The sequence below is a fragment of the Thiorhodococcus fuscus genome (assembly GCF_042682685.1).
Classification (GTDB): Bacteria; Pseudomonadota; Gammaproteobacteria; order Chromatiales; family Chromatiaceae; genus Imhoffiella; species Imhoffiella fuscus.
In genome coordinates this window covers 48,039-70,129 of the sequence record NZ_JBHUHX010000002.1, presented here as the reverse complement: position 1 = coordinate 70,129, position 22,091 = coordinate 48,039, and the positions used below count along the sequence as shown (strand labels likewise).

Annotated in this window: 19 protein-coding genes and 1 tRNA gene; 10 read left to right on the top strand and 10 right to left on the bottom strand. The window is 62.5% G+C overall.

All coding sequences use genetic code 11. The features are described from left to right. Positions 1-98: 98 nt before the first annotated feature. The 6 genes from ACFSJC_RS01065 to ACFSJC_RS01040 all read right to left on the bottom strand — a co-directional run bounded on the left by ACFSJC_RS01065 (position 99) and on the right by ACFSJC_RS01040 (position 4,971). On the bottom strand, positions 99-830 hold the full coding sequence (locus tag ACFSJC_RS01065; protein ID WP_386021953.1) for a hypothetical protein: 732 nt from the start codon (positions 828-830) through the stop codon (positions 99-101). Positions 831-915: 85 nt separating this feature from the next. Beyond that, complete coding sequence (locus ACFSJC_RS01060; RefSeq protein WP_386021950.1) at positions 916-1,656, bottom strand: S-methyl-5'-thioinosine phosphorylase; 741 nt, start codon at positions 1,654-1,656, stop codon at positions 916-918. 108 nt (positions 1,657-1,764) lie between these two features. Further along, positions 1,765-2,226 carry a hemerythrin domain-containing protein gene (locus tag ACFSJC_RS01055; RefSeq protein ID WP_386021947.1) on the bottom strand — a complete coding sequence of 154 codons (462 nt, stop codon included), beginning with the start codon at positions 2,224-2,226 and terminating at the stop codon, positions 1,765-1,767. Between the two features lie 215 nt (positions 2,227-2,441). Further along, positions 2,442-2,993, bottom strand: a complete 552-nt coding sequence (locus tag ACFSJC_RS01050) for a hypoxanthine-guanine phosphoribosyltransferase (RefSeq protein WP_386021944.1) — start codon at positions 2,991-2,993, stop codon at positions 2,442-2,444. Then, the gene (gene nagZ, locus ACFSJC_RS01045) at positions 2,990-4,066 is read right to left on the bottom strand and encodes a beta-N-acetylhexosaminidase (RefSeq protein ID WP_386021941.1); all 1,077 of its coding nucleotides are present in this window, start codon (positions 4,064-4,066) and stop codon (positions 2,990-2,992) included. Before nagZ ends, ACFSJC_RS01050 begins: the two co-directional genes overlap by 4 nt. Positions 4,067-4,185: 119 nt before the next feature. After that, positions 4,186-4,971: an ABC transporter permease gene (locus ACFSJC_RS01040; RefSeq protein WP_386021938.1), complete on the bottom strand. Its 786-nt coding sequence runs from the start codon at positions 4,969-4,971 to the stop codon at positions 4,186-4,188. Between the two features lie 167 nt (positions 4,972-5,138). Here ACFSJC_RS01040 and ftsH point away from each other — a divergent pair, with 167 nt between their 5' ends. Beyond that, positions 5,139-7,055: an ATP-dependent zinc metalloprotease FtsH gene (gene ftsH / locus ACFSJC_RS01035; RefSeq protein WP_386021935.1), complete on the top strand. Its 1,917-nt coding sequence runs from the start codon at positions 5,139-5,141 to the stop codon at positions 7,053-7,055. Between the two features lie 136 nt (positions 7,056-7,191). Here the strand turns inward: ftsH and ACFSJC_RS01030 are convergent, their stop codons facing one another. The 3 genes from ACFSJC_RS01030 to rimI form a co-directional block, all read right to left on the bottom strand. Then, entirely contained in the window at positions 7,192-7,437 is a 246-nt protein-coding gene (locus tag ACFSJC_RS01030) for a BolA family protein (protein WP_386021932.1), read from the bottom strand. A gap of 119 nt (positions 7,438-7,556) precedes the next feature. Then, positions 7,557-9,137: a peptide chain release factor 3 gene (locus tag ACFSJC_RS01025; protein ID WP_386021929.1), complete on the bottom strand. Its 1,581-nt coding sequence runs from the start codon at positions 9,135-9,137 to the stop codon at positions 7,557-7,559. Between the two features lie 95 nt (positions 9,138-9,232). Further along, positions 9,233-9,703, bottom strand: a complete 471-nt coding sequence (rimI, locus tag ACFSJC_RS01020; protein WP_386021926.1) for a ribosomal protein S18-alanine N-acetyltransferase — start codon at positions 9,701-9,703, stop codon at positions 9,233-9,235. 311 nt (positions 9,704-10,014) lie between these two features. On the opposite strand from rimI, the gene nifJ reads away from it, so the two are divergent. From nifJ to ACFSJC_RS01000, 4 genes are all read left to right on the top strand, one after another. After that, positions 10,015-13,596 (top strand): pyruvate:ferredoxin (flavodoxin) oxidoreductase, encoded by a 3,582-nt coding sequence (gene nifJ / locus ACFSJC_RS01015; RefSeq protein WP_386021923.1) that lies wholly within the window; start codon positions 10,015-10,017, stop codon positions 13,594-13,596. Between the two features lie 78 nt (positions 13,597-13,674). Further along, entirely contained in the window at positions 13,675-14,691 is a 1,017-nt protein-coding gene (locus ACFSJC_RS01010) for a dihydroorotate dehydrogenase-like protein (protein ID WP_386021920.1), read from the top strand. A 321-nt stretch (positions 14,692-15,012) separates the two neighbouring features. Next, positions 15,013-15,321, top strand: coding sequence for a DUF485 domain-containing protein (locus ACFSJC_RS01005; protein WP_386021917.1), 309 nt, complete (start codon positions 15,013-15,015; stop codon positions 15,319-15,321). After that, positions 15,318-17,036, top strand: coding sequence for a cation acetate symporter (locus ACFSJC_RS01000; protein WP_386021914.1), 1,719 nt, complete (start codon positions 15,318-15,320; stop codon positions 17,034-17,036). Before ACFSJC_RS01005 ends, ACFSJC_RS01000 begins: the two co-directional genes overlap by 4 nt. 91 nt (positions 17,037-17,127) lie before the next feature. On the opposite strand, the gene soxB is transcribed toward ACFSJC_RS01000, so the two are convergent. Next, entirely contained in the window at positions 17,128-18,909 is a 1,782-nt protein-coding gene (soxB, locus tag ACFSJC_RS00995) for a thiosulfohydrolase SoxB (RefSeq protein ID WP_386021911.1), read from the bottom strand. A 354-nt stretch (positions 18,910-19,263) separates the two neighbouring features. On the opposite strand from soxB, the gene soxX reads away from it, so the two are divergent. The 5 genes from soxX (at position 19,264) to ACFSJC_RS00970 (ending at position 22,083) form a co-directional block, all read left to right on the top strand. Further along, the gene (gene soxX / locus ACFSJC_RS00990; RefSeq protein WP_386021908.1) at positions 19,264-19,644 is read left to right on the top strand and encodes a sulfur oxidation c-type cytochrome SoxX; all 381 of its coding nucleotides are present in this window, start codon (positions 19,264-19,266) and stop codon (positions 19,642-19,644) included. 26 nt (positions 19,645-19,670) lie between these two features. Further along, a complete protein-coding gene (gene soxA, locus ACFSJC_RS00985; RefSeq protein WP_386021905.1) occupies positions 19,671-20,513 on the top strand; it encodes a sulfur oxidation c-type cytochrome SoxA in 843 nt (280 codons plus the stop codon). Positions 20,514-20,577: 64 nt separating this feature from the next. After that, positions 20,578-21,135: a hypothetical protein gene (locus tag ACFSJC_RS00980; RefSeq protein ID WP_386021903.1), complete on the top strand. Its 558-nt coding sequence runs from the start codon at positions 20,578-20,580 to the stop codon at positions 21,133-21,135. A gap of 74 nt (positions 21,136-21,209) precedes the next feature. Continuing rightward, a complete protein-coding gene (locus ACFSJC_RS00975) occupies positions 21,210-21,884 on the top strand; it encodes a rhodanese-like domain-containing protein (protein WP_386021901.1) in 675 nt (224 codons plus the stop codon). Between the two features lie 114 nt (positions 21,885-21,998). Further along, a tRNA-Leu gene (locus ACFSJC_RS00970) sits at positions 21,999-22,083 on the top strand. The last annotated feature ends 8 nt before the right edge of the window (positions 22,084-22,091 follow it).

Sequence of the window (22,091 nt, the reverse complement as noted above, 5' to 3'; positions counted from 1 at the left end):
CCGAACGGCCATTCAGCCGCTCGCAACAGGAAACGGGGACACGACTCGAGACCTCCGAGCGACGAAGCGCCGCAGCGCTCCGCCGTTCGGACGAGGAATCATTGCGCGGGCGCGTAGACTCCTGGCGGATAGGCGGCGGGACCATACCCCGGGTATCCATACCCGTAAGGGACCGGAGGCGCATAGGCGCGCATCTGCTCCCATTGCTGACGCATCCGCGCATCCGCCTCGCGACGCATCGCCTCGTACCGCGCCATCATCTCGGCGCGCCGCTTGTTGGCAGCCTCCCAGCCGTAGGAGCCAGCCGGAACCGGCGACGGCATCTGCTGACGCGCATCATCCGCAACCGCCGGAGCCTCTTGAGCCGGCACCTGAGCCGGCACCTGAGCCTGAGCCTGAGCCGGCGCAGCAAACGCAGGCGTCACCGGCATGGGCTGCGGCATGAAGCCGGGAGCAGGAGCCGCCGGCGGTTCGGCCGGCTGCTCGGCGACAGCCGGCGCGGGGGCCTGCTGCTTGATCAGCGAGTTCGCGAAGACCGACGACTCGGCTTCGCGAACCGGCTTATGCTCCTCGACGACCGTGGTCGCGACAACCTTCGGCTCCTCTGCAGCCTCCGACGCCTTGCCCTCGTGATCGTTAGGCAGAACTTTGATCGGAACCGGACTCAACTTCGCGAGCGAGTCCATGAAAGCCGCCGCAGTAGGCTTGCCCTCCTCGCGATCGATCGAACTCAAATAGAGGTAGCCGAACGCAATGACGACCCCCCAGAGCACCAGCTTCGGCAGCCATCCCAGCGATGAGCGTGGGGCCGCGTTGTCCGCATTAGCCATGATGAATACTCTCCCGCAAGACCTTGCTTAAAGAATGAACTCAACCGCATCGGCGGCCCATCGAGCCTGGACCCCACCCAGCCGGTCAACGACCAGCCGTCAGCGCCAGCAAGACCTCTAGGATCCGCTCGGAACACAGGGCCACGTTATCCTCGATCTCCTTCATGGTAATGACGGTGCCGCTCTTACCGGCGGCCCAGTTGACGACGAAGGCGAAGCTTGCATAGCACAACCCCAACTCACGCGCCAGGGTTGCCTCCGGCATGCCGGTCATACCGACCATGTCGCAGCCATCGCGCTCATAACGTCTTATTTCGGCGGCCGTTTCCAGCCGCGGCCCCTGAGTCGCACCATAAGTGCCACCCGGAACGATACCGCAACCGACGCGACCGCATGCATCGATCAGCGACTGTCGCAGCGCCTCACAGTATGGCTCCGTCACGTCGATATGCTCGACGCCATCGGCCATCCCGTCGTAGAGCGTATGCTCACGACCGTAGGTATAGTCGATGATCTGATCCGGGACGGCCAACGCCGCCGGACCGAATCGCTCGGTGATCCCGCCAACGGCGGCCAAGGCCACCACGCGCTCGGCTCCACACTCGCGTAGCGCCCAGAGATTCGCGCGATAGTTGATCCGATGCGGCGGAAGGTGGTGGGCAGCCCCATGCCGGGGCAAAAACAGAACCGCCGAATCCCCAAGGCGACCGCGCGTTACGGGAGCGGAGGTCTCGCCAAACGGCGTCTCCACCGATTGAGCATCCAGAACCGCCAGAGAAGACAGCCCGGAGAATCCGGAGCCGCCGATGATAGCCAGAAGAGACATGCACCCACCACAACCGATAAAGACGACGCAGTCTACCGGAGAGCGCATGGGATGCCAAACCCGCGCCGCGAACGGCGCCGGGAGACGATTAGAGCCGAATGCCCCCGATCAACGACCGAGCGACCTAGCCCGCCCGGAGTCCTGAAACAGCCCGATCTCGACTAATTTCGGCAACAACACCGACTCCTCTCGCTCGATCCGCCTGGCGACCATCTCGAAGATCTCTCGCGTTTCGGCCAGGAAATCCTCGGAGAAATTGAAATCGCAATTCCTCAGCCAGCGCTTGTGATAATCGTCGAACACCTTGCGCAGGGGTTTTTCGCCGCTGATGAAACCCCAGGCGATAGACTTGACCCTCGCATCCTCGTGGATCAGCAACCGAGGGTAGAGAGTACGATCCTCGTCAGAAAGATGCGCGCTAACCTTCGTTCCGAGATCGCACAGGAGTTCATAGGCCGTCTTGGCGTTCGGGCGGATCCTCAACATCTCAGGCGTCATGATCGCATTGAGATCCTCGATCATCTGACGCAGCTCAATATGTGTATTGCGATAGGCATCCAGTGTCGTCATCGGGCGTCCTCCTCCAAAAGCGGAACAATAATTATCTAAGGGACCGCACGCCCGCCACCGACGGACTCAAGCGTCGGCGACAGATCGGACGGGGCGCTAGGCCAACCGTCGGCTCAGCAGCCCTCCCCGGAGGATGTAGCTCAATTGCACCAGATAGTCAAAAAGCCATTAATTATATTGGAATTTTACAGAACACCCAGACAGACCGAATGACCTCACACATCCTGATCGGCGACCGCATAGATGCCCGAGGCATTGCGGAAATAATTCTTGTAATCGAGACCATACCCATAAAGATAACGATCGGGAACCCGAACCCCGACAACATCCACGCTACACCGGTGCGGCCGGATCTTCTCGACCAAAACCGCCGAATGCACGCTAGCCGCGCCATCCTCATGACAGGCACGAATGACCTGATCGACGGTGATCCCCTCGTCGAGAATGTCGTCGAGTACCAGCACGTGCTCGCCGCGAATCGCCTCTGACGGACGATAACGCCAGGCGAGCTCCCCGCCACTGGTGGCGCCCTGATAGCGGCTGGCGTGGATGTAATCGAGGCGAAGCTGAAAGTTGAGCCGTGGCAGCAAAAGTCCCGCCACGATCACCGCCCCGGTCATGACGCAGAGCACCAGCGGATCCTTTCCCGCCAAACGCTCAGCGAGTTCCTCGGCCATGCGATCGAGCGCCGCATCCATCTCCTGCGCGCTCACCAGGCATTCGGCGCGGCCGGCAACGGCGTCATAGTCTTTCGAATCGAGCTTCATCCAGCGTTCTCCGGATCTGTAGGGTCAGTCAACCCGAGCGGGAGCGTCTCGAGCTCCTCCAATTCGGCGACATGGCGCAGCGCGCGCTGCCATTCGGGCTGTTCGTGTAATTGCGCCGCATCCAACCGACCACGTCCATGCATGCGCAGCAGACGCAGATGCGAGGCCGGATCCCGTCGATCCCCAAAAGACTCGACGATATCCTGCGCGGCCGGGCGATTGTTGCAGATGAGCAGCATATCGCAACCCGCCTCGGCTGCAGCCTGTGCTCGCTCAGGATAATCGCCGCCCGCACCCGCTGCGGCCATGTTGAGGTCATCGCTGAAGATGACGCCTTGGAACCCCATTCGCTCGCGCAGGATATCCTTCAGCCAGCGCGCCGAAAAACCGGCGGGCTCTGGCGCGATTCGCGGATAGACCACATGCGCCGGCATGATCGCCTCCAGCCCCCGGTCGATCAGACGCTGGAAGGGCACCAGATCCTCCATCTCAAGGTCGGCGAAGGTCCGCTCGTCCGTTGGCAGCTCCAGGTGGGAATCCGCGATCACGCCGCCGTGCCCAGGAAAATGCTTGCCGACCGCCGCCATCCCCGCCTGCCGGACGCCCTCGACCCAGGCCGCCGTCAATTCCGACACCTGCTGCTCATGCGCCCCGAAACCGCGATCGCCAATGACTTGGCTGATCTGACGATCCAGGTCCAGCACCGGGGCAAAGCTGAAATCCACCCCGAGCGAACGCAGCTCGGCAGCCATCAACCAGCCAATCGCTTCGCAGGCCCTGCGAGCCTTCGCGGGATCGGTCGCATAGAACCGCCCGAAACGCCCCGCAGGCGGCAGGCGCGTGAAGCCCTCGCGAAACCGCTGCACGCGCCCGCCTTCCTGATCGACGCCGATCAGCAATCGAGGGTCACGAAGCGCATGAATGGCCGCAGTCAGCTCGGCGAGCTGAGCGGGCGATTCGTAGTTGCGCGAGAAGAGGATGACACCGCCAACCGAGGTATGCCGCAGGAGCTCGCGGTCCTCCTCGGACAGTCGAGTTCCGGCCAGATCGACCATGATGGGACCGAGCGACATCTCAAAGCCTCCCGGTTAAAGGGAATGAAGCGGACGGAAAGGGCGAAACAGACACCGAAACTAGCAACATGAAGACACAGATAGACCGACGATTCATACGACCCACTTTTACCACAGGGTCAGACATGTCGCGAGCGCACGTCCAGCCGATCTCGCAGCGCATCCCCGAAAAGGTTCACCGAAAGGACAACGAACAGGATCGCCAAACCCGGGGCAACCACCAGATGCGGCGCGACGAGCAGATAGGAGACGCCGTCGCGCACCATATTTCCCCAGGATGCGTCCGGGGGCTGCACCCCAAGCCCGAGAAAAGACAGGCTCGCCTCGGCGATGACGACGCCGGAGATGGCGAAGGTCGCCTCCACCATGAGCGGCGCGATCGTCAGTGGAATCAGGTGCCGCAGCAGGATCGCCCAGCTCGACCGACCGAGCGCACGCGCCGCCGTCACATGATCGCGATGAACCAGGGCGAGCACCTGAGCCCTTGCCAAGCGCGCGTAACCGACCCAGCCAACGACGACCAGGGCGAAGATGACGTTGTCGATCCCCGGCCCCATGACCCCGGCCAGCGCGATCGCGAGCAGGATGCCGGGAAAGGCCATGAAGAGATCCAGGATTCGGGCCACGACGAGATCCAGCCAACCACCGACGAATCCCGAAAAGGCACCGACCAGAGTTCCCAAAGAGGCACTTACCGCGACCACGCCGAACCCTACCAACAGCGAGGTCCGAGCCCCGGCCAGCAGACGATCGAGCACCGGTCGACCCAGGTCGTCGTTACCCAACAGAGAGAAGGTGCCAGGAGGCGCCAGGATGGCAGTCAAATCCACCCGATCCGGGTCCAGACCGAGCAGCGGCGCACAGATCGCCAAAAGAACCCAAAAAACCAGGAACAAGGCAGCCAAACCTAGAGTCCAATCCGTCCGCAAACCTGATAAGCTCCGATCAACTCAGGGCCGAGCGCCTGGCCCTGTTGGATTTCGATACCCCGCCCTGATATACCCACTAGAGCGGTATGGAATCGTCCAATACCACCCTATTGCGCATCAGGTCAACGAGGATAGCCCTAAGAATGAATGCGAAGAACCTGAATATCCTGCTTTGGATCGCCGTCACCTTCTGGCTGGTGATGTCGCTCAACAGCCTGACCTCGAGCGATCACATCGAGGCGCACAACCTGAGCTACAGCCAGTTCCTACAAGAGCTCTCCGACGGCTCGATCAGGGAAGTGACCATCCAGGACCAACAGGTCAAGGGTGTTCGCAACGACGGATCGCGCTTCGAAACCTATGATCCGGGCGATCCGGGCCTGGTCGGCGATCTGCTGAAGAACGCTGTAACCATTCGCGCTCAACCACCGGAAAAGCCGAGCATCTTCGTACAGCTGCTCTCCGCCTGGCTGCCCTTCCTGGTACTGGCCGGCGTCTGGATCTGGTTCATGCGCCGCAACTCGGGCGGAGGAGGCTCCGGGGGTATCTTCAATTTCGGCAAGAGCCGCGCGCGCCAGCATGCCGAAGGCGAAGTGAAGGTCACGCTGCGCGACGTCGCCGGTGTCGAAGAGGCCAAGGAAGAGGTCGGCGAATTGGTCGACTTCCTCAAGAACCCACAGAAATTTTCCAACCTCGGCGGACGCATCCCGCGCGGCGTGCTCATGGTGGGGCCGCCCGGAACGGGTAAGACACTGCTCGCACGCGCCATCGCCGGCGAAGCCAAGGTGCCGTTCTTCAGCATCTCCGGTTCTGACTTCGTCGAGATGTTCGTCGGCGTCGGCGCCTCTCGCGTGCGCGATCTGTTCGAGCAGGCCAAGAAGAGCGCGCCCTGCATCATCTTCATCGACGAGATCGACGCGGTCGGCCGCAAGCGCGGGGCTGGCCTCGGCGGCGGACACGACGAGCGCGAGCAGACCCTCAACCAGTTGCTGGTCGAGATGGACGGCTTCGCGGGCAACGAAGGCATCATCGTGATCGCGGCGACCAACCGCGCCGACGTGCTCGACCCCGCCCTGCTGCGTCCTGGACGCTTCGACCGCCAGGTCGTCGTCGGCCTGCCCGATCTGGCCGGACGCGCCGCTATTCTAGAGGTCCACATGCGCAAGGTGCCGATCGCCGACGACGTCGACGCACGCACCATCGCACGCGGAACGCCCGGATTCTCCGGCGCCGATCTCGCCAACCTGGTGAACGAGGCCGCGCTCTTCGCCGCGCGCGCCGGAAACACCGAGGTCTCGATGGACATGTTCGAGAAGGCCAAGGACAAGATCATGATGGGCGCCGAGCGCCGCAGCATCGTCATGTCCGAGAACGAGAAGAAGCTCACCGCCTATCACGAGGCCGGACACGCTATCGTCGGAAGGCTGGTGCCCGAGCACGACCCGGTCCACAAGGTCAGCATCATTCCGCGCGGACGGGCGCTGGGCGTCACCCTCTTCCTTCCGGAACGGGATCGCTACAGCATGAGCAAGCGCCAGCTGGAGAGTCAGATCTCCAGCCTGTTCGGCGGCCGCATCGCAGAGGAGATGATCTTCGGACCCGAGCAGGTCACGACCGGCGCCTCGAACGATATCGAACGCGCGACCGACATCTCGCGCAACATGGTCACCCGATTCGGACTGTCCGACGAACTCGGCCCCTTGGCCTATGCCGAAGACGAAGGCGAGGTCTTCCTCGGCCGATCCGTCACGCAGCAGCGCCAGATCTCGCCCGAAACCGCTCAGGCGATCGACAAGGAGGTGCGCGCCATCATCGACCGCAACTACAAGCGATCCAGACAGTTGCTCGAAGAGAACCTGGAAAAGCTGCACACCATGGCGGGCGCCCTGCTGAAATACGAGACCATCAGCAAGGATCAGATCGACGACATCATGGAAGGCCGCCCGATGCGCGAGCCCGAGGATGACCCTGGTCGCCCGAGCACCCCCACAGCAGGGGGCGGCACGGAAAAGGGCGCAGGCAGCACCAAGCAGCCGCCAGTCGCCATCGGCGGTGTCTGACGAGCGCCCGCGCTCATCGGAGACATCAACTCAGTAAAAAATAAAGCCCCCGCCATCGCGGGGGCTTTTTTATTTGCCGATTCGGACCTGGCGCACCGAATCAAAAGGCACACCGCATGAATCATGCGCCGACAGCTCAGCCCCCAATCGCGGCCTGCTGAGCCGGAGTGCGCGCCTTGACGGACAACGCATGCAGCTCGCCGCTCGCGACCTGTTCGCGCACAGCCTCCATCACCAAGCGCTCGCGCTTGATCGGGGCCATACCTTCGAAGATCTCGCTGACGATGATGGCTTCGAAATGACCGCCGTCGTCACCGCTCACACGCACGTCGGCGCCCGGGATGCCGGCGCGAATGAGATCTGCCACTGCTTCGGTTTCCATTCTCTTGCTCCGTTGGTGAGTTAACCCGAATCCAGCAATCGGAACCGCAGAGGCGCACGCAAACCCCTTGGATCATTGGCGTTTTTGTGCGCTTTGCGGGTCGAGGAGCCCGCCTGAAATCAGAGCTCTCGCGTGGCCAGGAAACGAACGTCCGGCCAGCGCTCCTGAGCCAGGTTGAGGTTGACCATGGTCGGGGCCAGATACACCAGCTGATCGTCGCCATCCAGGGCGAGATGTTCGTAATTCTTCTCCCTGAAGCGTTCGAGCATCTTGGAATCGTCGCACTCGATCCAGCGGGCGGTCTTGACGCTGACCGCCTCGACGATGGCATCAACACCATACTCGTCTTTGAGGCGATAGGCCGCCACATCGAACTGTAGTACGCCCACCGCGCCCAGGATGAGCTCGTTATTCTTGAGCGGACGGAAGGATTGAGTCGCCCCCTCCTCGGAGAGCTGCAACACCCCTTTCTGCAACGCCTTCATCCGTAGCGGATCCTTGAGCACGACACGGCGGAACAGTTCGGGCGCGAAATAGGGAATGCCCTCATATTTGAGCGCCTCGCCTTCGCTGAAGGTATCGCCGATCTGAATGGTGCCGTGGTTGTGCAAACCGATAATGTCGCCCGGCCATGCCTCCTCGACATGACGGCGCTCGTCGGCCTGAAAGGTGATGGCGTTGGCGACCTGAATGGCCTTTCCGGTACGCACGTGGCGCATCTTCATGCCCTTCTTATAGCTCCCCGAGCAGACCCGCATGAAGGCGACCCGGTCGCGATGCGCCGGATCCATGTTCGCCTGGATCTTGAACACGAAACCGGTGAATGCCTCCTCGCCGGGCGAAACCGCGCGCTGCTGGGTCGAGCGCGGACGTGGCGGCGGAGCATATTGCACGAAGGCATCCAACAGTTCGCGCACGCCGAAATTGTTGATCGCCGAACCGAAGAAAACCGGGGTCTGCTTGCCGGCCAAATAGGCATCCATGTCCAACTCATGGCTGGCGCCCTGGACCAGTTCCATCTCTTCGCGCAACTCCTGGGCCTGATCGCCCAGCACCTCGTCCATACGCGGATTATCGATTCCCTCGATGATCTCGCCCTCGGCGATCTTGCCGCCATGCTGGGCGCTGAAGAGATGCGTCTTGCCCGAACGCAGATCGTAGACCCCCTTGAACCGCTTACCCATGCCGATCGGCCAGGTCAGCGGCGTGCATTGGATCTTGAGCACCTCCTCGACCTCGTCGAGGATCTCGATGGCATCCCGTCCCTCGCGGTCGAGCTTGTTGACGAAGGTCAGAATCGGGGTGTCGCGCAGCCGGCAGACGTCCATCAGTTTGATGGTCCGTTCCTCGACGCCCTTGGCGACGTCGATCACCATCAGCGCCGAATCGACCGCCGTCAGGGTCCGATAGGTGTCCTCGGAGAAGTCTTCGTGGCCGGGGGTGTCGAGCAGATTGACGATGGCGTCGCCATAGGGGAACTGCATGACCGACGAGGTCACGGAGATGCCGCGCTCCTTCTCCAGCTCCATCCAGTCAGAGGTGGCGTGTCTGGCCGCCTTGCGGCCCTTGACCGTTCCGGCGAGCTGAATGGCGCCGCCGAACAGCAACAGCTTCTCGGTCAGAGTGGTCTTACCCGCGTCGGGGTGCGAGATGATGGCAAAGGTACGGCGCTTGCGGAGTTGCTCTTGGAGCTCGCTCATAGGACAGGGATGGAGATACGATTACGCTGGTAAATCGTCGGATTATATCCAATCCCCGCGACTCAGGCACGGCCCGCACGCATGCTCACCGAACCTCAGGCGACCTGCTGCCCGCTATCCAGCCCAATCAACTGACGCGCGAGCACGGTCGCATCCTCGCGCCCCTGGCGCGCCGGATAGTAACGACGGCGCAGACCGATCTCGCAGAATCCCTCGGAGGCGTAAAGCGCCTTGGCGCCGACGTTGGATGCCCTCACCTCCAAAAACGCGGTTTCGGCGCCCTGACCGACCGCCAGCCCCATGAGATGGTTCAGCATCTCTCGACCGTAGCCGCGCTGCTGATGCTGCGGATGGACGCACAGATTGAAGACGTGACATTCGCCGACCGCAACCGACATGATCCCATGCGCCACGATCTCGGAGCCGACCTCGCCAACCCAGCAGGAATACTCGACCCGCAGACAATCCCGAAATGTTTCGATGGTCCAGGGGAATTCGTAGGACGCGCGCTCCACCCCGAGAACCTGGCCAAGGTCATCGTCGCACATGGGTCTGAAGGTCAACATGGCATTCTCCACCAAAGCTGCTCATCCCGCGTCCGAACGCCGATCTCGGGACGCAAGGCGCCGCACTATAGGCAGATGACGGGGATCATGTCACGGCCGTTTGATCGAAAAGGGACTCTCGGAACGCCGACAATGGCCTAGGCTTTCGGGCTATAGTTCCCCATTATTGGAATCCGGAACACTTGAAACGGCTGAACGGCATCGAGATGCCGACAGCCCACCCAACCGACCCGATTCGACGGATTCGGAGTCCAATGCTGCAAATGCCGCGTCGCGGTCATCCCCTTTCCACACACCTTTCGGATAGTTCGATGTCGCACAAGAGCATGGTCACACTCGACGGTAACGAAGCCGCCGCCTACGTCGCCCATATGACCAACGAGGTCATCGCCATCTACCCCATCACGCCCTCCTCGAACATGGGCGAGTGGGCGGACGACTGGTCCGCCCAGGGAATCACGAATCTATGGGGCACGATCCCCGATGTCGTCGAGATGCAGAGCGAGGCCGGTGCCGCCGGCGCCATCCACGGCGCCCTGCAGGGAGGATCGCTGGCCACCACCTTCACGGCCTCGCAAGGTCTGCTGCTGATGATCCCGAACATGTACAAGATCGCGGGCGAACTCTCGCCGACGGTCTTCCACGTGTCGGCGCGCTCCCTTGCAGCTCAGGCCCTGTCGATCTTCGGCGATCACTCGGACGTCATGGCCTGCCGAGCGACCGGATACGCCATGCTCTCGTCCGCCTCGGTGCAGGAGGTCATGGACTTCGCCCTCATCTCCCAGGCGTCGACGCTGGAAAGCCGGGTCCCCTTCCTGCATTTCTTCGACGGCTTCCGCACCTCGCATGAGGTCGCCAAGATCGAGAAGCTGCCGGTCGAAACCATTCGCGCCATGATCGACGAAGATCTGGTCGCAGCCTGCCGCGAGCGGGCGCTGAATCCGGATCGTCCCAAGCTGCGCGGGACCTCGCAGAATCCAGACGTCTATTTCCAGGGCCGCGAGACGGTCAACCCCTATTACGCAGCGACGCCGGACATCGTGCAGGGCGTCATGGACCGCTTCGCCGCCCTCACCGGACGCCAGTACGGGCTCTTCGAATACGTAGGTGCGCCCGATGCCGAACGGGTGGTCGCGCTCATGGGCTCAGGGATCGGCGCTGCCGAGGAAACGGTGGACCATCTGGTCGCGCAGGGCGAGAAGGTCGGACTCATCAAGGTCCGTCTATTCCGCCCATTCGACCCAACCCGATTGATCGCCGTCCTGCCCGACACGGCCAAGCGCATTGCCGTGCTCGACCGCACCAAGGAGCCCGGCGCCGATGGCGAACCGCTCTACAAGGACATCCTGACCGCTCTGGCCCAGGCCCACGGCGAGGGACGGATCGACCGCATGCCACGCGTTCTCGGCGGTCGCTATGGTCTGTCCTCCAAGGAGTTCACCCCGGCCATGGTCAAGGGCGTCTTCGACGAGCTCGCCAAGCCGGCCCCGAAGAACCATTTCACCGTCGGTATCATCGACGACGTCGGCCACAGCAGCCTGGAGTGGGATCCGCACTTCAAGTCGAGCGCCATCCAGAACGTCACCGCCTGCGTCTTCTATGGTCTCGGGTCCGATGGAACCGTCTCGGCCAACAAGAACTCGATCAAGATCATCGCCGAGGAGACCCCCAATTTCGGCCAAGGCTATTTCGAGTACGACTCCAAGAAGGCCGGAGCCGTCACGATCAGCCATCTGCGCTTCGGCCCGCACCCCATCAATAGCACCTACCTGATCGGTGACGACGAGGCGAGCTTCGTGGCCTGTCATCAGCCCACCTTCCTGACCCGCTACGAGATGCTCGACAAGGCGCGCAAGGGTGGCGTCTTCCTGCTCAACTCGCACACCCCTCCCGATCAGGTCTGGAACGATCTGCCGCGCAGAATGCAGCAGATCATGCTCGACAAGGCACTGACCTTCTATGTCATCGACGCCTACGGCATCGCCGCCGAGACTGGGATGGGGCGACGCATCAACACCATCATGCAGACCTGCTTCTTTGCCATCTCCGGGATCCTGCCCAAGGACGAGGCGATCGCCCACATCAAGGAGGCGGTCAAGAAGACCTACGGCAAAAAGGGCCAGCGCCTGCTGGACCGCAACTACCTGGCCATCGACGCGACGCTGGCCGGCCTGCACCAGGTCGAGATTCCCGCCGAGGTATCGAGTACCTTCGATCGCCCGCCCGTGGTCCCGGACGACGCGCCGGACTTCGTGCGCCAGGTGACGGCCCCGCTGCTCGCCGGGAACGGCAACCAGCTTCCGGTCAGCCTCATGCCGGCCGACGGCACCTGGCCGACCGGAACGACCCGCTTCGAGAAACGCAACCTGGCGCTGAAGCTGCCCAAGTGGGACCAGGATCTCTGCACCCAATGCGGCAAATGTCCGCTTGTCTGTCCGCACGCCGCGATCCGCGCCAAGGTCTATCCGGGCGAACGCGTCGACCAGGCTCCCGAGGGATTCCTGCACGCCACCATCAAGGGCAAGGACTTCCCCGAGGGCTATCAGGTCACCTATCAGATCGCGCCCGAGGACTGCACCGGATGCGGACTTTGCGTGGAGGTCTGCCCGATCCGCGACCGCAAAAATCCCGAGCACAAGGCGCTCGACATGGTCGATGCCGAACTCGTCCACGCTCAGGAAAAGGCCAACTGGGACTTCTTCCTCGGCCTGCCCGAGTACGACCGCACCCGGCTGGATGCCTCCAAGATCAAGCACGCCATGATGATGCAGCCGCTGTTCGAGTTCTCCGGCGCCTGCGTCGGCTGCGGCGAGACACCCTACATCAAGCTCGCCACCCAGCTGTTCGGCGACCGCATGCTGGTCGCCAACGCCACCGGCTGCTCGTCCATCTATGGCGGCAACCTGCCGACCACGCCCTACACCACCAACGCAGAGGGTCGCGGACCGAGCTGGAACAACTCGCTGTTCGAGGACAACGCCGAATTCGGCCTGGGACTGCGCCTCGCGGTCGACAAGCAGAGCACCCAAGCCCGCGAACTGGTCGCCCGCTTGGCAGACCGGATCGGGACGGAGTTGACCGAGGCCCTGCTGAGCGCCGACCAATCGAGCGAAACGGGTCTCCACGAGCAGCGTGAACGGGTTATCGCGCTACGCGAATGTCTGGCGGGAATCGAGAGCCCGGAGGCACGCACGCTGGAGAGCATCTGCGACCAGCTGGTCCGACGCAGCGTCTGGATCATCGGCGGTGACGGCTGGGCCTACGACATCGGCTACGGCGGCGTCGACCATGTCCTGGCCAGCGGACGCAACGTCAATCTGCTGATCCTGGACACCGAGGTCTATTCCAACACCGGCGGACAGAACTCCAAGGCGACGCCGATGGGCGCGGTCGCCAAGTTCGCGGCCGGCGGCAAGCCGACCTTCAAGAAGGACCTGGCGATGATGGCCATGGCCTACGAGAACGTCTACGTCGCCCAGGTCGCCTTCGGCGCAAAGGACGTACAGACCGTGCGCGCCTTCATGGAGGCCGAATCCTACGACGGCCCCTCGGTCATCATCTGCTACTCGCCCTGTATCGCGCATGGCGTCGATCTGTCCAACAACCTGCGCCAGCAGGACATGGCCGTCAATGCGGGCCACTGGGCGCTGTTCCGCTACGACCCGCGCCGAGCCGCCCGAGGAGAGAATCCGCTCCTGATCGACTCCAAGCCGCCGAGCATCCCCTATCGGGACTTCATGAACTCCGAGACCCGTTTCAGCCTGCTGAACCGCACCCACCCTGAGGCTGCGGAACGCTTCCTGCAGCTCGCTCAGACGCATGTGAAAACGCGGTTCGATCTCTACGAACAGCTGGCCCATCTGGCGGTCCAGAAGGCACCGTCGAGCGAGTAGGCCCGACGACCGAAGACGGATCCCGCGCCAGGGATCCGTCATTGCCCCCACCGTTTCGTAAACGAGGCGTTTCCGACCATGAACCTCACGACCCACTACCTCGGACTGGAACTCAAGAACCCGCTGGTTCCCTCGGCCTCCCCGCTGACCAAGAGTCTCGACATCGCGCGCGAACTCGAAGACAGCGGCGCGGCCGCCATCATCATGTATTCACTGTTCGAGGAAGCCATCACGGCCGAGTCCGAATCGATGGTGCGTTTCCTGCACCAACAGGACACGGGATTCGCCGAGAGCACGACGGGGTTCCTGCCCGACCATCAGGATTTCGAGAACGGGCTCGAACGCTATCTGAATCAGATCCGCATGCTCAAAGAGACGCTCGACATCCCTGTCATCGCCAGTCTCAACGGGGTCACCGACAGCGGGTGGATCAAGCATGCGATCGAGCTGGAGCAGGCCGGAGCCGACGCGCTCGAACTCAACGTCTACTACGTCGCGGCCCAATTGGATCGGACCGGGACGGAGGTCGAGGAGCTCTATCTCAAGCTGCTGCGCGAACTGCGGGGCCAGATCTCCATCCCGATCAACATGAAGCTCTCACCGGCCTTCAGCGCGGTCGGCAATTTCGTCACGCGACTCGCAGCCGCAGGCGCCAATGGCGTCTCACTCTTCAACCGCTTCTACCAACCCGACATCGACATCGGCCGCCTCAGACTACAGGCCAGACTCACGCCCTCGACCTCGGCCGAATCGCTGCTCGCCATGCGCTGGATCGCCCTCCTCCACGGCCGCATCGAGGGCCTTTCGTTGGGTGCCACGGGCGGCATCCATACCGCCGAGGATGCCATCAAGCTGCTGCTCGCCGGAGCCGACGTCGTACACGTCTGCAGCGCCCTGCTCGACAAGGGTCCGAGCTATGTCGCACTGCTGCTTGCCGACATCTCGGACTGGATGCAAGAGCAGGGATTCGAGTCGGTCGAGGATTTCCGTGGACGCGTGAGCGCGCTCTCGGTCCCCAATCCAGCGGAGTTCGAACGCGCCAATTATCTCAACGTACTCGACAGCTACAGCCCGGCGGCCGGCGTTCGAGTCTGACACCCTCATCCCACCGAAGGGGCGCGGAGAGCAGTCCGCGCCCCCCGCCTCAGGACCTCGCCAATCCAAGGGATTGATATATTCAATCATCCTTTGATTGACGATTGTCATCCCAGACCAACAGAATCGGCGCGCCCCAACTCGCGCGCACACATCACTAAAGCAATAACGAGAGGCACCGCGCTCGCCCAACGAGCAGGCGGGTAGCATTTTGCGCGCGTTCCGACCAACGGGAAATCCCGTACCAGCCTCCGCACTCTAGAGGCCGATCCGTGCTGCCCGACTCTCACATAACAATTCCAACGCAAAAGTAGGAAGCCCATGCAACAAGAATCGGTCGACGCCATCAAGGCGCATCCGCGCTATCAGGAACTGGTGTGCTCACGCAAGTGTTTCGCCTGGAACCTGACGTTCATCATCCTGGCCATCTACTACGGCTTCATCTTGGTCATCGCCTTCGTGCCCTCCTGGCTGGGCACGCCGATCGCGGCAGGGGCGACGACCACGATCGGAATCCCCGTCGGCATCATCATCATCCTCTCCGCCTTCGCCCTCACCGGAATCTACGTGGCCCGGGCCAACGGCCGCTTCGATGCCCTGACCAAAGAGATCCGGGAGGACATGCAATGAAACGTTTCGCACTCTGGGGCGCGCTGCTGGCGCTGCTGACGCCCTTCGTGCTCGTGGCCGCGCCGGCCATGACCGGCGAGGTCGAGCGACAGGCGACTAACTACACCGCCATCGGCATGTTCCTGGTATTCGTCGCCGGCACGCTCGGCATCACCTACTGGGCGGCCAAGCGCACCCGTTCCGCCAAGGACTTCTACACCGCCGGCGGCGGCATCACCGGTTTCCAGAACGGTCTCGCCATCGCGGGCGACTTCATGTCCGCCGCCTCCTTCCTGGGCATCTCCGGCCTGGTGTTCGCGTCCGGCTACGACGGTCTCATCTACTCCATCGGCTTCCTGGTCGGCTGGCCGGTGATCATGTTCCTGATCGCCGAACAGATCCGCAATCTGGGCAAGTTCACCTTCGCCGACGTCAGCTCCTACCGCTTCGGACAGACCCCGATCCGCAGCATGGCGGCCATCTCCTCGTTGGTCGTGGTCGCCTTCTACCTGATCGCCCAAATGGTCGGTGCCGGCAAGCTGATTCAGCTGCTGTTCGGTCTGGAGTATTGGATCGCCGTGGTCGCAGTCGGCGTGCTCATGATGGTCTATGTCATCTTCGGCGGCATGACCGCCACCACTTGGGTGCAGATCATCAAGGCGCTGCTGCTGCTGGCAGGCGCGACCTTCATGGCCATCGCCTCCCTGGCCTATTTCGGATTCTCGCCCGAAGAGATGTTCCGTCAGGCCGTCGCCGTCCATCCCAAGGGGGATGCCATCATGGGTCCAGGCACCCTGGTCACGGACCCGCTCAACGCCATCTCATTGGGGCTTGCGCTCATGTTCGGTACCGCCGGTCTGCCGCACATCCTGATGCGGTTCTTCACCGTGCCGGATGCCAAGGAGGCGCGTAAATCGGTCTTCTATGCCACCGGCTTCATCGGCTATTTCTACATCCTGACCTTCATCATCGGCTTCGCGGCCATCGTGCTGCTGACCCAGCACCCCGAGTTCTTCAAGCCAGGCGCGCTGGTCGATGGCTCGATCGTCGACGTCAAGGGCGTCAGCGGCGGCACCAACATGGTCGCTATCCGCTTGGCCGAGGCCGTCGGCGGCAACCTCTTCCTCGGCTTCATCTCGGCCGTCGCCTTCGCCACCATCCTCGCGGTGGTCTCCGGTCTGACCCTGGCGGGCGCCTCCGCCATCTCGCACGACCTCTACGCCAGCGTCATCGCACGCGGACGCAGCAACGAGGCCACCGAGATCCGCGTCTCCAAGTTCGCCACCTTCGCACTGGGTCTGGTGGCCATCGGCCTGGGTATCGCCTTCGAGACCCAGAACGTGGCCTTCATGGTAGGTCTGGCCTTCGCCATCGCGGCAAGCGCCAACTTCCCGGTCCTCATCACCTCGATCTTCTGGGGCAAGATGACCACTCGCGGAGCGGTCGTCGGCGGACTCGTGGGTCTGATCAGCGCCGTGGTGCTGACCATCCTGTCGAAGGCGGTCTGGGGCGACGTACTGGGGCACACGGCCATGGTCGACGGCAAGGAGATCGCGGTTGGCCTGATCGGCCTGAACAACCCGGCGATCATCTCCATGCCGCTGGCCTTCTTCTTCATCTGGCTGGTCTCGCTCTTGGACAACTCGGAGCGAGCCAAGCTGGATCGGGGCGCCTTCGACGCCCAGAAGATCCGCTGCGAAACCGGCATCGGCGCGGAGGGCGCCGCCAGCCACTGAGGTATTGCATGACAGCCGTCGCGCAGGAACAGGGATGTTCCTCGGGCGGCATGCTAGACGCACGGGGCCATTGGCCCCGTTTTTTCGCCACTCAAACGAGCGCAGGGTAATCGGCCAGACCGGGATTCCCAGCGACGTTCTTGAGCTTGGGCGTATTCAGACGCTCGATCTTGACCGTTTTGATATCGCGTAGATAGGTCGCGACCGTCTCCCAGATCGGCTCACCCGGAGACTGGCTGCCGACCGTCGCCCAACCCGCGACCACATAGGTCTTGTCCGGCTCGATCCGGGTCCCATCGTCGAGACTCATATCCTGGATGCGCTGACCGATGGCCTCGGTCGGATCGCAGACATAGTTCATTCCCCCCACCCGCACCATGTCGCCACCCTGCTGAACATAGGGGTCGGGATTGAAGAGGTTGTCGCAGACGTCTTCGAGGATCGCCTTCAGGTCCGCCCCCGTCATCTCGCGCCGATAGGTCTCGGGATAGGTGATGCAGGTCTGATCCATGACGTTGTCCATGGTGATCGCCTGCCCCGGAAGCACCGTGGTGCCCCAGCGGAATCCGGGAGAGAGACTGATCTGGGCGTCATGGACCTTGCGCAGGGCATCGCAGATCACCTGATCGAAGGTGCCGTTGAAATTGCCGCGCCGGTAGAGGGTCTTCTCGGCCACGGCCAATTTCTCTTCTAGCTTCGCCTTGTAGGGCGCGCGCACCCCGGCGATGTAATCCGCCATGGCCGGATCGGGCTTGAGGAGATTCGAAAACACCGGCAGCAGACGATAGCGGTAATCGTGCAGCCTACCGTCCTTGACGTCGAGATCCATGACCCCGACGAACTTGCCGTTGGAGCCGGCGTTGGTGACCAGGGTCTTGCCGCTGGCATTGGCGACGATGGTCGGCGTCGGCACGCCATCGTGCGTGTGTCCGCCAAAGATGACGTCGATCCCGGTCACCCGCGAGGCCATCTTGAGATCGACGTCCATGCCGTTGTGCGATAGGACGACTACCAGGGCCGGTTTCTCCTCCTCACGCACCTGGTCGACGATCTCCTGCATCCGCCCGTCCTGGATCCCGAAGGTCCAGTCGGGGATGAAGCGCTGCGGATTGGCGATCGGGGTATAGGGAAACGCCTGCCCCACCACGGCCACCTTCACGCCGCCGATCTCCTTGATGCTGTAGGGCCGGAAGGCCAAGCCCATGTCTTCGTCGAAACCGGCGAAGTCCTCGAACTTGTAGTCGAACAGGGCCTCCTCGCGAACCTTGACGTTCTGGGCGACGAAATCGCCCTTGAAGGCGCCGATATTGCGGATGACCTCGACATCGCGATAGGTGAACTCCCAATGCCCGGTCATGACGTCGACGCCGAGCAGATTGCAGGCGCCGACCATGTCCATGCCGCGCGTCCAATAGGCCGTCGCCGATCCCTGCCAGGTATCGCCGCCATCGAGCAGCAGACTGTTGCCGTCCCCAGCCTCGGCGCGCAAACGCTCGATCAGCGTCTTGAGATGCGCGAATCCACCAACGGCGCCGAATTGCTCCGCACCCTTGGCGAAATCCAAATAGGTCAGCGCATGCGCCTCGATCCCGCCCGGCGCAATACCGAAGTGCTCCAACAGCGCCCGTCCGACCAGATGAGGCGCCTTGCCAAGCGCGTCGCCGATCCCGATGTTGACGTTGGGCTCGCGGAAATAGATCGGATTCAGCTGGGCGTGCGTATCCGTGATGTGAAGCAGGCGCAGGTTTCCGAACTTGGGCGTCTCGTAGAGATCGGTGGGAAGACGTTTAGCGGCGAAGGCGCCACCGGGCAGCATCCCGGCCGCGCCGGCCAGGCCCAAGAGACGCATGAAATCCCGTCGTGATAGCGACATTGGCTGAACTTCCTCCTCGGTAGTGGAGAGACGCAAAGCGTCCCTTTCGTGTGTGCCGCACAGACCGGGGCCGAGGCCCATCGGATGACTCTATATTTGGCCAAGCCTCTGGAATACCAGCCGTTCGGCCCTTTCGGAATCCGGTTTGCCCCCCATCTGACCCCAAACCGGCAGAGGCCGATTTTTCCACTAACGGTCGAAAGCCGTGTCCATGCTAGGATTCGGAGCGCGGCAGCCGGTATCACCTACGGAACGCGACCGCCATGACATTGCACAATCCAGTCGGCCGTTTCTAGCGAACGGCGACCGGATCCAATGACATAGACACACCAATAAGCCGAGGAGGTTTCGCTCATGTTGTCCTTTCGCCCATCGCGCCAGACCTTGCTTGCCGTCCCACTGGGTCTGGCGGCCCTGACGGCGAGCGCCGCATTCGTCGACATGCCCGACTGGGATCTCAACGGAGACGCCGCCGCCGGCAAGGCAATCGCCAACGACCGCGCCAAAGGCAATTGCGTCGCCTGCCACATGATGGCCGGCTCAGAGGGACCGGGCGCGATCGGCCCGGTCCTGATCACCATGCAGACTCGTTTCGCCAGCAAAAAGGCGCTGGCCCGGCAGATCTGGGATCCGACGGTGAAGAACCCCGAGGCGGTGATGCCGCCCTTCGGCAAGCACGAGATCCTGACCCAGAAGGAATTCGTCGACGTCGTCGAGTACATCTGGTCGCTCTGATCCACCGTCACGGGAGGCAACAGCCGATGAACCCTACACAGACCCACCTGCTCGCAACCGCCCTCGCCTGCCTGTTGGCCGTTCCAGCCGCAACCGCCGCGACGCCTGCGGAAGATCAAGCCACCTTCCAGGAGTATTTCAAGCATCGTTTCCCCAGCGTTCCGATCGACGAATTCAAGAACGGCGCCTATGCGATCGATCCCGTCGGGCGCGAGAACTGGGAGGCCATCGAGGAATTCCCGCCCTACGAAAACGCGATCAGCAACGGCGAGATCATGTGGAACACCGCCTTCGCCAACGGCAAGACCTACAAAGACTGTTTCCCCGACGGCCCGGCAATCGAGTCCAAATATCCCTATTGGGACCGCGATCGAGGCATGGTCGTCACGCTCCCACTCGCCATCAACGAATGCCGCGTCGAGAACGAGGAAAAGCCGCTCAAATACGGCAAGGGGCCGATCGCCGACCTGCTGTCCTACATCGCCTTCCAATCACGCGGACAGATCACCAACGTCGTGATCCCAAGCGACGATCCGCGCGCCCTGGAGGCCTACGAAAAGGGCAAGCATTTCTATTTCGCCCGACGTGGCCAGCTCAACTTCTCATGCGCCCAGTGTCACATGGGCAACTCGGGCACCACGCTGCGCACCGAAATCCTCAGCCCGGCCTTCGGACATACGACGCACTTTCCCGTGTACCGCTCCAAATGGGGTGAAATGGGCACCCTGCACCGCCGCTTTTCCGGCTGCAACAAACAGGTTCGCGCCAAACCCTTCAAGCTTCAGGGCGAGGAATATCGCGATCTCGAGTTCTTTCTCACCTACATGAACAACGGCCTCGAACTGAATGGACCGGGCGCGCGCAAGTGATGCCCGGCGCCGGGGATCCAATGCCCCGGCCGACCGAATACGAAAGACGAGGAGACCAAACCAGATGAAGAACCGTCACCGTTCCATCGCGGCCATCATCGCCGTGCTATCGCTGGGCATCGCCCCCATGACCAGCGCCTGGGCCACACATCGCACCGAGGCGGAGCAGGCCATCGCGGAAGCCAAGACGGCCCACGCCAAGGCCGCCGAGGCCGATGTCGCCTCGCTGCAAACCCAAACCCTGATCGAGCAGGCCGAGAAGCTCATGCCCTCGCGCCAGTTCACCAAGGCCGTCGAGATCGCCAATAAGGCAAAGATGCAGGACACCTTCGCCTACGAAAAGGCAAGCGGCGCCGTCACCACCGACGTGGCCGCCGACCGCAAGGCCAAACAGGCGATCGACGCCGCCGAGAAGGCACGCAAGCAGGCCGCCTCGGTCGGTGGAGAATGGCGGGATACCGCCCAGATGATCCAAGATGCAAAGGACCTCGAACAATCAGGCCGTTTTGAGGAGGCAACCGAACTCGCCGTCAAGGCCCAACATCAAGGCACGCTCGGATACGAACAGGCCATGGCCGAGAAAGACGCGGACTTCCCCTCCTATATGCGCAGACGGCAATAGGAATGCCGCTACGACACATCAGAAGGCCATCTCGACCACACACGCCGTATTACCTCGTTGGGGAGAATTCCATCATGCGTAGAACACTGCATCTGACCGCGCTGGTGCTGCTCGCCTGCTTGACGCTATCCATCTCAGCGTTCGCTGGAGACAACATGATCACGCCGACGCTCAAGAGCGTCGAGGCGGTCTACCAAGGCAAGCCCATCACCATCTATCGCGGTCACGACCGCGACGCCACCCTGCCCGAAATCTTCCAGAAAACCGACCGGGGCTGCCCGCCCTTCTGCGTCCAGCCGATCGTCGCCATCGAGGGCGTCGAAACCATCGGCGAACTGGAGGTGCTCGGATACCTCAAACGCATCGCCCAGGGCGAGTCGAACATCATGGTCGTCGACTCGCGCACACCCGACTGGGTCATGCGCGGCACCATCCCAGGCTCGGTCAACGTCCCCTGGAACAAGATCAGCCGCGACTCGGCCGGCACCTTCGAGACCCCCTCGGAAGCAGACACCTTCGATCACATCCTGGAAGACGAATTCGGAGCCGATCGCAACGCCGAAACCGGCACCTGGGACTTCAGCGAGGCCAAAACGCTGGTGCTTTTCTGCAACGGCATCTGGTGTCCCCAATCGACCGCCAACCTCAAGACCCTGGTCGGCATCGGCTACCCGACGTACAAACTCAAGTGGTATCGCGGAGGCATGCAGGACTGGGTGAGCGTCGGCCTGACCACGGTCCAACCCTGACCCTCGAAACAGCGTTCGAAACGCTTCCCCCGCCGACCGGTACCCCGGTCGGCGGGGGAAGCATCGTTCCAGCACTACGCCTTTGATCCAATCCACTGTAGAATGCGCGGATTCGCGCGAGTGGCGGAATTGGTAGACGCGCTGGATTTAGGTTCCAGTGGGGAAACCTGTGGGGGTTCGAGTCCCCCCTCGCGCACCAGAAATCAA